General features: G+C 73.3%; 13 protein-coding genes. 6 read left to right on the top strand and 7 right to left on the bottom strand.

Annotated features, from left to right (window positions below):
- Nucleotides 1–269: 269 nt before the first annotated feature.
- Together ABEA81_RS09725 and arc are read left to right on the top strand one after the other, a co-directional pair.
- Entirely contained in the window at nucleotides 270–1,112 is an 843-nt protein-coding gene (locus ABEA81_RS09725) for a tRNA (adenine-N1)-methyltransferase (RefSeq protein ID WP_345604759.1), read from the top strand.
- 214 nt (nucleotides 1,113–1,326) lie between these two features.
- Nucleotides 1,327–3,090: a proteasome ATPase gene (gene arc / locus ABEA81_RS09720; protein WP_345604758.1), complete on the top strand. Its 1,764-nt coding sequence runs from the start codon at nucleotides 1,327–1,329 to the stop codon at nucleotides 3,088–3,090.
- Between the two features lie 54 nt (nucleotides 3,091–3,144).
- On the opposite strand, the gene ABEA81_RS09715 is transcribed toward arc, so the two are convergent.
- Nucleotides 3,145–4,302: an MFS transporter gene (locus tag ABEA81_RS09715; RefSeq protein WP_345604565.1), complete on the bottom strand. Its 1,158-nt coding sequence runs from the start codon at nucleotides 4,300–4,302 to the stop codon at nucleotides 3,145–3,147.
- Nucleotides 4,303–4,356: 54 nt separating this feature from the next.
- Here ABEA81_RS09715 and ABEA81_RS09710 point away from each other — a divergent pair, with 54 nt between their 5' ends.
- Nucleotides 4,357–5,148 (top strand): AraC family transcriptional regulator, encoded by a 792-nt coding sequence (locus ABEA81_RS09710; protein ID WP_345604564.1) that lies wholly within the window; start codon nucleotides 4,357–4,359, stop codon nucleotides 5,146–5,148.
- On the top strand, nucleotides 5,145–5,540 hold the full coding sequence (locus tag ABEA81_RS09705; RefSeq protein ID WP_345604563.1) for a VOC family protein: 396 nt from the start codon (nucleotides 5,145–5,147) through the stop codon (nucleotides 5,538–5,540). The genes ABEA81_RS09710 and ABEA81_RS09705 overlap by 4 nt, the downstream gene beginning before the upstream one ends.
- Here the strand turns inward: ABEA81_RS09705 and ABEA81_RS09700 are convergent.
- From ABEA81_RS09700 to ABEA81_RS09680, 5 genes are all read right to left on the bottom strand, one after another.
- Nucleotides 5,525–6,238, bottom strand: coding sequence for a helix-turn-helix domain-containing protein (locus ABEA81_RS09700; RefSeq protein ID WP_345604562.1), 714 nt, complete (start codon nucleotides 6,236–6,238; stop codon nucleotides 5,525–5,527). The genes ABEA81_RS09705 and ABEA81_RS09700 overlap by 16 nt on opposite strands.
- Before the next feature lie 151 nt (nucleotides 6,239–6,389).
- Nucleotides 6,390–6,629, bottom strand: a complete 240-nt coding sequence (locus tag ABEA81_RS09695) for a hypothetical protein (RefSeq protein WP_345604561.1) — start codon at nucleotides 6,627–6,629, stop codon at nucleotides 6,390–6,392.
- Between the two features lie 20 nt (nucleotides 6,630–6,649).
- Nucleotides 6,650–6,982: an AtuA-related protein gene (locus ABEA81_RS09690; protein WP_345604560.1), complete on the bottom strand. Its 333-nt coding sequence runs from the start codon at nucleotides 6,980–6,982 to the stop codon at nucleotides 6,650–6,652.
- The gene (locus tag ABEA81_RS09685) at nucleotides 6,963–8,297 is read right to left on the bottom strand and encodes an acyclic terpene utilization AtuA family protein (protein WP_345604559.1); all 1,335 of its coding nucleotides are present in this window, start codon (nucleotides 8,295–8,297) and stop codon (nucleotides 6,963–6,965) included. Before ABEA81_RS09685 ends, ABEA81_RS09690 begins: the two co-directional genes overlap by 20 nt.
- On the bottom strand, nucleotides 8,294–9,604 hold the full coding sequence (locus ABEA81_RS09680; protein WP_345604558.1) for a CitMHS family transporter: 1,311 nt from the start codon (nucleotides 9,602–9,604) through the stop codon (nucleotides 8,294–8,296). The genes ABEA81_RS09685 and ABEA81_RS09680 overlap by 4 nt, the downstream gene beginning before the upstream one ends.
- A 91-nt stretch (nucleotides 9,605–9,695) precedes the next feature.
- Here ABEA81_RS09680 and ABEA81_RS09675 point away from each other — a divergent pair, with 91 nt between their 5' ends.
- The gene (locus ABEA81_RS09675) at nucleotides 9,696–10,649 is read left to right on the top strand and encodes a LysR family transcriptional regulator (protein WP_345604557.1); all 954 of its coding nucleotides are present in this window, start codon (nucleotides 9,696–9,698) and stop codon (nucleotides 10,647–10,649) included.
- Nucleotides 10,650–10,705: 56 nt separating this feature from the next.
- Here ABEA81_RS09675 and ABEA81_RS09670 read toward each other — a convergent pair whose 3' ends face one another.
- Nucleotides 10,706–11,269: a YceI family protein gene (locus tag ABEA81_RS09670; protein WP_345604555.1), complete on the bottom strand. Its 564-nt coding sequence runs from the start codon at nucleotides 11,267–11,269 to the stop codon at nucleotides 10,706–10,708.
- An 87-nt stretch (nucleotides 11,270–11,356) separates the two neighbouring features.
- On the opposite strand from ABEA81_RS09670, the gene ABEA81_RS09665 reads away from it, so the two are divergent.
- Complete coding sequence (locus tag ABEA81_RS09665; protein WP_345604554.1) at nucleotides 11,357–11,875, top strand: MarR family winged helix-turn-helix transcriptional regulator; 519 nt, start codon at nucleotides 11,357–11,359, stop codon at nucleotides 11,873–11,875.
- Nucleotides 11,876–11,887 lie beyond the last annotated feature (12 nt).

Genomic DNA, 11,887 nt, shown 5'->3' with positions numbered 1-11,887 from the left:
CCCAACGCGCGGTGATCGTTGCACCATCCGTGTCGGGGCCGTCGCCGGGGGCCGCGGGGCCGATCTCGGACGGTCCGGCAGCCTCGATCGTTGCGACATCACCGTGAGCTCCGTGGCGGGGCGCCCGGGACGCGATTCGCATCGATTCGTGGATGCGGCGGCGCCGCGGCCGACCGCGCGTGACGGCTCCGCGGGGGAGACCGTTAGCGTTACGCCTCGTGTCCGAATCTCGACCGGCCGAGACAGTCGACCACAGCGAGCCGGCCGAGCTGCCCGCCCGCGGCGGCCCGTTCCGCGCGGGGGACCGGGTGCAGCTCACCGACCCGAAGGGGCGGCACTACTCGATCACCCTGCAGGCCGGCGCCGAGTACCACACGCACCGCGGCGGGCTGGCCCACGACGACCTGATCGGCAAGCCGGAGGGCAGCCTGATCGTCTCCCCGGTGGGCACGCCGTACCTGGCCCTGCGGCCCCGCCTGGCCGACTACGTGCTGTCGATGCCCCGCGGCGCCCAGGTGATCTACCCGAAGGACGCGGCGCAGATCCTGATGTGGGGCGATGTGTTCCCCGGCGCGCGCGTGCTGGAGGCGGGCGCCGGGTCCGGTGCGCTCGCCTGCTCGCTGCTGCAGGCCGTCGGGCCCGAGGGCCGGGTCGTGTCCTACGAGGTGCGCGCCGACCACGCCGAGCACGCCGAACGCAACGTCCGCCAGTTCTTCGGCGAGCTGCCGCCGCACTGGTGCCTCCGGGTGGCCGACCTCGCCGCGCTGGCCGAGCAGGAGCCGCCCGGGTGCTTCGACCGGGTGGTGCTGGACATGCTCGCACCGTGGGAGCACCTCGACACCGTGGCGAAGGCACTCGTTCCGGGCGGGGTGCTGGTCGGCTACGTCGCGACGACCACCCAGCTGTCCAGGCTCGTGGAGGATCTGCGCTCGCAGCAGTGCTGGACCGAGCCGCAGGCGTGGGAAACGCTCATGCGCCCGTGGCACGTCGTGGGCCTCGCCGTGCGCCCGGAGCACCGCATGCAGGGCCACACCGCGTTCCTCGTGACGGCACGCCGGCTCGCGGAGGGTGTCGTTCCACCCCGGCCGCAGCGCAGACCGACCAGCCGGTGAATCCGACTGGCTCAACGGCACGCGTCCCGCCGGTGACCGGACCAGGACGATCGCCCGGCGTCAAGGTGCCGTCCGGTTGAGTGGTGGATCACCGGTTTGCCACAAGGTGGAGACCGCCCATTGGCAGGTACCGTATGGAAACGGAACACGGAGGGAGGATGCCGTGAACCCCTACGACGGTCCCGGCAGGCGGGAACCAGGTGATCGCGGCGAGCTGAGCCCCGCCGAGGCCGCCGCGCAGATCCGCTTCCTCGAAGAGGAAGTCGCCCTGCTCCGCCGCAAGCTCACCGAGTCCCCGCGGCACGCGCGCGTCCTCGAGCAGCGCCTGGCCGAGTCGGCGAGCCGGCTCGCGCAGCTCTCGGCCCGCAACGAGAAGCTCACCGAGACCCTCAAGGAGGCCCGCGGCCAGCTCGTGGCCCTCCGCGAGGAGGTCGACCGGCTGGCGCAGCCACCGAGCGGCTATGGCGTCTTCCTCGCTCGGTACCCCGACGAGACGGTCGACGTCTTCACCTCAGGGCGGCGCATGCGCGTCGCCGTCTCACCGGCGGTCGACACGTCGGACCTGCGCAGCGGGCAGACCGTGCGGCTCAACGAGGCGCTCACCGTCGTCGAGGCCGGCGACTACGAGCGCATCGGTGAGGTCTGCGGGCTGCGCGAGGTGCTCTCCGAGCCCACCGAGGACGGCCTCGCGGGCCGCGCGCTCGTGGTCGGGCACGCCGACGAGGAGCGGGTGGTGTGGCTCGCCGCTCCGCTGTTCCCCGGCCCGGACGACCCCGACGGCGTCGCGCTCAAGCCCGGCGACTCCCTCCTGGTCGACACCAAGGCCGGCTACGCCTACGAGCGGGTGCCCAAGGCCGAGGTCGAGGACCTCGTGCTGGAGGAGGTGCCCGACGTCGAGTACGAGGACATCGGTGGTCTGTTCCGGCAGATCGAGCAGATCCGCGACGCCGTGGAGCTGCCGTTCCTGCACGCGGAGCTGTTCAAGGAGTACGAGCTGCGCCCGCCCAAGGGCGTGCTCCTGTACGGCCCGCCCGGCTGCGGCAAGACGCTCATCGCGAAGGCCGTGGCCAACTCGCTGGCCAAGAAGGTCGCGGCCGTCCGCGGCGACAACCCCGACGAGGGCCGGGCGTTCTTCCTCAACATCAAGGGCCCTGAGCTGCTCAACAAGTTCGTCGGCGAGACCGAGCGGCACATCCGGCTGATCTTCCAGCGGGCCAGGGAGAAGGCGTCGGCCGGCACCCCGGTGATCGTGTTCTTCGACGAGATGGACTCGATCTTCCGCACCCGCGGGTCGGGCGTGTCCTCCGACGTCGAGACCACGATCGTGCCTCAGCTGCTGGCGGAGATCGACGGTGTCGAGGGCCTGGAGAACGTCATCGTCATCGGCGCGTCCAACCGCGAGGACATGATCGACCCCGCGATCCTGCGGCCGGGCCGGCTGGACGTGAAGATCAAGATCGAGCGGCCGGACGCCGAGGCGGCGCAGGACATCTTCTCCAAGTACATCACCGAGACCCTGCCGATCCACGCCGACGACCTGGCCGAGTTCGGGGGCAGCCGCAAGGCCTGCATCGATGCGATGATCCAGCGGATCGTCGAGCGGATGTACGACGAGACGGAGGAGAACCGGTTCCTCGAGGTCACCTACGCCAACGGCGACAAGGAGACGCTCTACTTCAAGGACTTCAACTCCGGCGCGATGATCCAGAACATCGTCGACCGGTCGAAGAAGGCCGCGATCAAGTCGGTGCTCGAGACCGGCCAGCCGGGGCTGCGCGTGCAGCACCTGCTGGACGCGATCGTCGACGAGTTCGCCGAGAACGAGGACCTGCCCAACACCACCAACCCCGACGACTGGGCGCGCATCTCCGGGAAGAAGGGGGAGCGGATCGTCTACATCCGCACCCTGGTCACCGGGAAGAACGCGGAGACGGGCCGGGCGATCGACACGGCGTCGAACACCGGTCAGTACCTGTAGCACCCGCACGAACGGCACCCTCGTCCGGCAGGTCCGGACGAGGGTGCCGTTCGTTCAGAGGGGTGCCGGCTCCCGCAGCGCGCGCAGCAGCAGCCAGCTCACGGCGGGCAGCGCGATCAGCGGGGTGAGCGCCACCTGCAGGGAGGTGTGGTCGGCGACGGCGCCGATGAGCGGGCTGGCGATGCCGCCGACGCTGACCGTGAGGCCGAGGGTCACCCCGCTGGCGGTGCCGACGCGCCGGGGCAGGTAGTCCTGGCCCAGGGTGATGCTGAGCGAGAACGGCACGTAGAGGCAGGCCGAGGTGAGGGCCACGCAGATGAGCATGAGCGGGCCCGGGACGAACACCACCCCCGCCACCGCGAGCACGGCGAGGGCGTTGGACCAGCGCACGACCGCGACGCGGCCGAAGCGGCTGGCGAGCGTCCCACCGAGCACGGTGCCGACGGCGCCGCCGAGGTACAGCACGAACAACGCGGCGGTGCCCGCGACGTCACCGCCGCCGCTGCGATCCGCCGCGTAGAGGGAGACGAACGCGGAGAGCCCCACGAAGACGATCGAACGGCACACGATCGAGCCGGACAGCCTGCCGAACGACGGCCAGTCGTCCGTGCCGGCGGCGGCAGCGGTGCGGCCGCCGGCGCGCCGCGGTTCCGCGATGGCGCGCACGGCGGCGAGGCAGAGCGCGCTGCCCAGTACGGCGGGCACGAGCAGCACCGGCGAGGCGCGCAGGCCGCCGAGGGTGACCACCGTGGCGACCATGACCGGTGCGGTGGCGAAGCCGAGGTTGCCGCCGAGGGAGAACCAGCTCATCGCGGTGTGGCTCCCGGCGCTCGCGGCCCGCGCGGCGCGGGCGGACTCGGGGTGGAAGGCCGCGACCCCGATGCCGGAGAGGGCGACGAACGCGAGGGTCAGGGGGTAGGAGTCGGCGACCCCGCAGAGCGCGACGCCGACGCCGCCGACGAGCGTGCTCACCGGCAGCAGCCAGGGCATCGGCCACCGGTCGGTGAGCGCGCCGAAGACGGGCTGCACCACGGACGACAGCAGCGACGCGGCGAGGACGAGACCGGCCGCCGCGGCGTAGGTGTAGGCGCGTTCGGCCACGAAGAACGGCACGAGCGCGGCGATGGCGCCCTGGTACACGTCGACACAGGCGTGTCCGGCGGCCAGGAGGGTGATCGGTCCTCCGGCGCGGGTGGCGAGCTGGCGGGTCACATCGTGATCGTCGTCGCGGCGCAGCTTGTCCCGCTTCCGATAAGATGCCAACGTATGCCGAACATCCGCCACACCCCGGTGGCGCCCACCCGGCGGCGGGCACTGGCCAGCGGCGAGACCATCGACCCGCACCGGCACGACGACCACCAGATCCTCTACGCGGGTTCCGGCGTGCTGGCCATCACCACCGACGCCGGCACCTGGTTCGCCCCCGGCACCCGCGCGATCTGGGTCCCGGCGGGCACCGTGCACGCCCACCGCGCGTACGGCGATCTCGACCTCCACATGCTGGGCGTGCCGGCATCGGTCAACCCGCTCGGCCTCGACCGCCCCACCGTGCTGGAAGTGAGCCCGCTCCTGCGCGAGCTGATACGCGCCTGGACGCGCGGCCCGCACGACGACACGCCCGAACGGCGCCGGCTGAACGCCGTGCTGCTCGACGAGCTGCGCGCGTCCCCCCAACGGCCGGTGCACCTTCCCGAGCCCACCGACCCCCGGCTGGCCGCCGTGTGCGCCACGCTGCGCCGCGACCCCGCCGACCCGCGTACCCTCGCCGCGCTCGGCGCCGCGGTCGGGGTGGGCGAGCGCACGCTCACGCGCCTGTTCCGCAGCGACCTCGGCATGACCTTCCCGCAGTGGCGCACCCAGCTGCGGCTCTACCACGCGCTGCGGATGCTGGCCGAGGGCTCCCCGGTCACCACCGTGGCCCACGCCTGCGGATGGTCGTCCACCAGCGCGTTCATCGACGTCTTCCGCCGCGCGTACGGCCACACCCCGGGCGTGCACGCGCGCGTCCGATCCGTTCACGACCCGGACGAGGGGCCGCGCCTACGTTCTCGCCCATGACGATCGAAGCGAAGCTGGACGCCATCGGGATCGTGGCCGCCGACCTGGCGAAGTCACTGGCCTTCTACCGCGCCCTCGGCCTCGCCGTGCCCGACGGCGCCGAGAACGCGCCGCACGTCGAGGTGCCGCTCGGGGGCGGGATGCGGCTGATGTTCGACACCGAGGAGACCGTGCGCTCGTTCCACCCCTCGTGGAGCCCGGCGGTCGGTGCCGGCCGGATCGGGCTCGCCGTCTCGCTCCCGGACGCCGCCGCGGTGGACGCCCTGTACGCGAAGCTGACCGCTGCCGGTCACCACGGCGAGCTGGAGCCGTTCGACGCGCCGTGGGGCCAGCGCTACGCCAGCATGAACGACCCGGACGGCAACGGGGTGGACCTCTACGCGCCCCTCTGACCGGCGTAGATCTTGCTCGGCGCGACCCCGGCCAACGCCCGCACCTCCCGGGACAGGTGCGGCTGGTCGGCGTAGCCCGCCTCGGCGGCGGCCTCGGCGATCGGCACGCCGTCGTAGAGCAGCAGGGCGGCGCGGCGGAACCGCAACACCCGCCGCAGCACCGCCGGCCCGTAGCCGAACGCCGCGAGGCAGCGGCGGTGCAGGGAACGCTCCGTCCACCCGAGCCGGACCGCGGTCGCGGCCGCCGACGCACCCGCCGCGAGCTCGGCGGCCACCGCGCGGACCGCCCGCTCGGCCGGCTCGCCGGGCAACGCGAGCGTGAGACCGAGGAGCACCGGGAGCGGCGGCTCGCCCTGCTCGAGGCGCGCCTGCGCCCGCCGGGCGAGGGCCGGGTGCAACTCGGCCAGCGGCGCCCGCCGGTCGCGCACCTCGGCCGCGGGGAGCCGGAGCAGGGCGGGAAGTCTGCCCGGTGCGAAGCGCAGGCCCGCGCTCAGGACGCCGGGCTCCCTGCGCGCCGGGTGCGGCCCGGTGTCGGGCCCGGCGACGAGCAGCTGTTGCCCCGTCCAGATCAGGTCCATGCAACCGTCGGGCAGCACGTCGAGCGACTCGGCGGGTGACCCGGCGGCGACCCCGGCCGTCCAGGCGCACTCGATCTCGCCGCGCAGCGGACGCGGCGGCGGGAGCTCCCGGTAACCCACACCGGAAACGTTAGCCCGCCTGCCCGACATCGGCGCCCGCGGCCGCTAATGAGATCATCGCGACGACCGGACGGAAACGGAGCCGCGATGGCGGAGCCCGGCGAAGAGCTGGACCTGCACCCCGACCAGGCCCACGCTCTCGCCTTCATGATCAGCAATCGGGTGCATCCCTGGATGGCCTTCGTCCGGACTGTGGAACCGCCTCGTCGTCGTGGTGGGCGGAGAACTCCGCCGACCGGATCCGGGTGGCGTGCTCGGTGCGCCGGATCCGGTCGGTCCACCGGGCGCGGGCGTGTGCGGCGATCTCCACGTTGCCGACGACCGTGGCCGTGGGCGCCACGTGGGCGTCGGGGTGCACCTTCGGTTCCCGTCCGCGATGCCGGATGCGCATCTTTCGACGCTAGGGGCGGCTCAACCGGGGAGCTGGCGCCTTTCGGACGGCAGCCGCAGGGCGAGCAGCCGGGAGCTCAGCGACTTCCCGTGCGTGTCGAGGGCGAGCGAGGTCGTCACCCCGCCGTCGAGGACGCCGGTGCAGACGAACTGCAGCGCGGGCAGCAGCGGCAGCTCGTAGCGGAGCACCTCGCCGCCGACGTGGCCGGCCAGCTGGGCGCGCACCCGTTCGGCGGTGAGCTCGCGGACGAGCAGCGGGTAGTCCGCGTCCGAGTAGGGGATCACCGACAGCGTGGCGAGGTTGCCCTTGTCGCCCGCCCGGCAGTGGGCGAGCTCATGCAGCCGGATGGGCATCCCCGGCCTCCCCGTCATCCGGGCCCAGGATCGTGACGGCGGGCGCCACGGCGGAGCGGGGGACGAGCGTGGACACCACGCCGATGATCTCGCCGGTGAACACGCGCACGCCGCCGCCGCCTGCGGGCCCGTTCGTGTAGAGGGCCTCGACCTCGTGCCCGACGGTGTCGAGCATGGCCGGGTCGGTGGCGAGCGCGGCCACCCGGACCCGGCACTCGGCGTGCTCGTCGGCGTCCGGCGGCGCGACGCCGAGCACGTCGATCCGCGGGCGGACCGCGAGACCTGCGAGCCGCTCGGCCAGGACCTCGGCGGCGAGCGCGGCGCGCCGGTCGGCCCGCGGCCCGGAGTAGGAGATCTCCGCCTCCACCTTGTGCCCGGCCCGGTAGCCCACGCTCACCTTGAGCCGGTCCGGGCGCGGGCGCCCGCGCGCGCCCGCGACCCGCACCCGGTCCGGGCCCACCTGCTCGACCGTGACCCGGCGCAGGTCGAGCACCACGTCCGGGGTCTGGTACGCGGTCGGGTCGGTGATCTCGTAGAGCAGCTGCTCGCGCACCGTGGCCCGGTCGAGCACCCCGCCGGTGCCGGGCAGCTTCCCGTACTCCGCCGTGCCGTCGGCGGCGACGTCCGCGTAGGGGAAGCCCAGGTCGGCGAGCCCCGGCACGTCCTTGACGCCCGGGTCGGCGAAGTAGCCGCCGGTGAGCTGGCCCGCGCATTCGAGCAGGTGCCCGACGAGCGTGCCGGCGGCGGCGACGCGCGGGTCGGCGAGGTCGAACCCGAGCCGGTGGGCGAGCGGCGCCAGGAAGAGCGACGAGTCGGCGACCCGCCCCGTGACCACGACGTCGGACCCCGCGTCGAGGGCGGGCAGCACGGCGTCGGCGCCGAGGTAGGCGTTGGCGGAGACCACCTCGCCGTGGGCGCGCAGCGGCCTGCCGTCCTCGGCGGGCGCGTCGAGGTCGAGCCGGTCGAGGACGTCGTCGCCGGTGACGACGCCGACCCTCGCGGTCGAGCTGAGCCGGGCCAGCAGGTCGCGCGTGACGCGACCGGCCTGGAGCGGGTTGGCCGCGCCCATGTTCGTGATCACCCGCACGCCGTGGGCGAGCGCGACCGGCAGCAGCCGCTCGAACCGGGCCGGTAGCCGCGGGTCGTGGCCGGTGGCCGGATCGGCGAGCCGCCGCCCCTGCCCCAGCGCGATCGTGCGCTCGGCCAGGCACTCGAGCACGATGTCGGCGAGCCCGGCCCGCTCGGCCAGCTCGACGGCGGGTTCGAGCCGGTCGCCCGCGAACCCGGCGCCTGCGCCGATCCGGACGCTCCTCATGCGATCGCCCCGGTGGCGAGCGCGACCGCCGTCATGACGAGCGTCGTGCCGAACGCCCACCCGAACACGAACCGCTGGTGCGCGCCCAGCTGCACCCCCGCCATCCCGACGAGGATGAACGTGGAGGCCGTGAGCGGGCTGAGCGGGAACCCGGTGGTCATCTGGCCCAGGACGGCGGCGCGCGCCACCTCGGCGGGGTCGCCGCCCAGCGCGGCCGTCGTCTCCGCGAGCACCGGGAGCACGCCGAAGTAGTAGGCGTCGGGCGTGAACACGAGGCTGAGCGGCATGCTGGTCACGGCCACGAGCGTGGGGAGGGCGCCGCCCGCGCCTGCGGGCACGAGGCCGACGATCGCCCGGGCCATCGCCTCGATCATCCCGGTGCCGCCCAGCACCCCCGTGAACACGCCCGCCGCGAAGATCATCGTGGTGACGAGCACGACGCTGTGGCCGTGCCGGGTGAACAGGTCCTTCTGCGCCTCCCAGCCGGGCCGGTTCACCAGCAGCGCCAGCACGAACGCCACCACGAAGACGACCGGCAGCTCCGCGAGCTGGGCCAGCAGGACCACCACGAGCGCGACGGTGAGCACGACGTTGAGCCAGAACCGCACGCGGTCCGCCGTCGGGCGGGGCGCGGCGGGCGCCTGTGCGGCCCCCGGCGCGTCGGCCGGCACCGGGACACCGGGCTCGGTCACCGTGCCGATCCGCCTGCGCTCCGCGCGCCCGATCAGCACCGCTGCCACCAGCACCCACAGGATGCCGGCTCCCATCGCCGGCAGCACCGGCACGAAGACGTCGCCGCTGTCCAGGCCGAGCGCGGCCATCGCCCGTGCGGTGGGGCCACCCCACGGGACCATGTTCATCACGCCGGCGCCGAGGCAGATCACCGCGGTGAGGACGAGGGGCCGCATGCCGAGCCGCCGGTAGATCGGCAGCATCGCGGACACCATGATCAGGAACGTGGACGCGCCGTCGCCGTCGAGCGCCACGAGGAGCGTGAGCACCGCCGTGCCGACGGTGATCTTCAGCGGGTCGCCGCCCGCCCACCGGACGACCCGGCGCACCGCGGGGTCGAAGAGGCCCGCATCGATCATGAGGCAGAAGTAGAGCACCGCGAACGTGATCATGATCGCGACCGGGGCCACGGTCTCGAAGCCGTCGAGCACGAGCTCGCCGAGCCGGCCACCCGCGCCCACCACGACCGCCGCGAGCAGCGGCAGCACGGTGAGCGCGATGAACACCGACACGCGCTGGGACAGCACCGCCACCAGGAAGGCGGCGATCGTGAGGAAACCGGTCGCGGCGAGCATCGTTGACCTCCGGCGTCGACTGCGGCCACCCTCCGGGACGCCGGCCATGCACGTCAAACACCGGTTCTCGATAGATTCATGCCCTAGAGTCATGAGTGTGCGCACGGATCTGACGTTGCAGCAGCTCCGCGTGATCGCGGCGGTGCACGAGGCAGGCGGCTTCACCGCGGCGGCCAGGGACCTGCTCGTGGCGCAGTCCTCCCTCAGTCGCACGGTGGCCGAGGTGGAGCGGCGGCTGGGCACGCCGCTCTTCGAACGGACCACGCGGCGGCTCGAGCCGACGCCCGCCGGGCGGGAGGTCGTGGCCGCGGCCCGGCGCGCCGTCGACGCGGTGGAGGCCGAGCTGCGGCACGTCGAGGGCTACCTCGCGGGCCGCACGGGCAGGGTGCGCATCGCCACGCTGCCCTCCCTCGCGGCGATCCTGCTGCCCGGGGTGGTCTCGGCGTTCCGCGCCGAACACCCGCAGGTCGAGCTCGTCATCGAGGACGCGCTGTCCGGCGAGGTCCTCGAACGGGTCCGCGGTGGCGTGGTCGACCTCGCCGTCACGGTGGTCTCGGCCGCACCGGACCCGCTCGCCGATCTCGCGGTCACACCGGTCGCCACCGACCGGTTCTGCTGCGTCGTACCGCCGGCCCACCGGTTCGCCGGCAGGCGGGTCCTGGGGTGGAACGAGCTCGCGGGGGAGGCGTTCATCGCCTTCGACCGCACCACGAGCATCCGCCAGCACGTCGACGCGTCCCTCTCCGCGGCGGGCGTGGTTCCGCGCCAGGTGGTGGCGGCGCGCAACATCGCCGCCGTGGCGGGCCTGGTGGCCGCCGACCTGGGTGTGTCGGTGGTGCCGGGGCTGGTGCTCCCGCTGATGGGGTTCGCCGGGGTGCGCCACGTCGTGCTCGACGAGCCGGCCGCGCACCGCACCATGGCCGTGGTGCGGGCCGCGGCGCGCCCGCTCTCGCCCATCGCCGCGGCGTTCGTCTCCGCGCTCACGGATCCGGCGCTGGCGAGGCCCGCACTGCCGGAACAGGCGCGGTGGCTCGACGTCTCCTGAGCGCGGAACGGCCCGGCCCCCACGGGAGGTGGGCCGGGCCGTTGTTCACGCGTGGCTCACGCCTGGCGCAGCACGGCCTCGATCTCGAGGTGGATCTGGACCTTGTCGCTGACGACCACGCCGCCGCCGTCGAGCGGCATCTTGATGTCGACGCCGAAGTCGTTGCGGTCGATGGTGGTGGACGCGGAGAAGCCGGCGCGGGTGCCGCCCCACGCGTCCGGGCCGAAGCCGTTCACCTCGAGCGCGAGCGTCACCGGCCGGGTCACGCCCTTGATCGTGAGCTCGCCGTCGACCGCGAGGTCCTCGCCGTCGGCCCGCACCGCGGTGGAGCGGAAGGACCACTGCGGGTGGTTCTCGACGTCGAAGAAGTCGGCCGAGCGGATGTGCCCGTCGCGCTGCTCGTTGTTCGTGTCGATCGACGTGGCGTCGATCGTCGCGGTGACCGAGGAGTCGGCGAGGTTCTCGCCGGTGACGATCTCGCCGGAGAACGCGCCGAAGCGACCGCGTACCTTGCTGACCATCATGTGACGGACCGTGAAGGAAACGTCGGAGTGGCTGGTGTCGATGTCCCAGGTTCCCGCGATGTAGCCGGGGATCGAGGTCGTGGCTGCGCTGGTCATCCGGATCTCCCGAGTTAGTTGAACTCTCAGTTGTTGAGAGTGATACTAGCCAAAGGCACCTGAGCGCTCAACTATTCCGGAGGTGTGGTGTCCGACACACGATGGCTCGACGACCACGAGCAGAAGACGTGGCGCAGCTTCCTGACCGCCACCCGGCTGTTCTTCGACGGGATCGAGCGGCAGCTGCAGCAGGACTCCGGCCTGCCGCACGCCTACTACGAGATCCTCGTGCGCCTGTCCGAGGCCCCCGGACGCACCCTGCGGATGAGCGACCTCGCCAGCACCTCGCTGTCGTCGCGCAGCCGCATCTCGCACGCGGTGGCGCGGCTCGAGGAGAACGGCTGGGTGCGCCGCAGGCCCTGTGAGCACGACAAGCGCGGCGCGCTCGCCGAGCTCACCGACGCCGGCATGGCCGGCCTGCGGGAGGCCGCCCCCCGGCACGTCGAGTCGGTGCGGCGCGGGCTGTTCGACGCGCTCTCCCCGGAGCAGGTGGCCGCGCTGCGGGACATCAGCGACACCCTCGTCGGACACCTGTCGAACGAGCCCGTGTGGCCGGTGGCGGACGATCAAGCGCGGACCCGCACTGGCCGCGAGGCCGCTGGTTGACGCGGCCTAGAG

Origin of the sequence: Pseudonocardia adelaidensis (assembly GCF_039543345.1) — a bacterium.
GTDB classification, from domain to species: domain Bacteria; phylum Actinomycetota; class Actinomycetes; order Mycobacteriales; family Pseudonocardiaceae; genus Pseudonocardia; species Pseudonocardia adelaidensis.
This window is presented reverse-complemented; position numbering and strand designations above follow the sequence as displayed.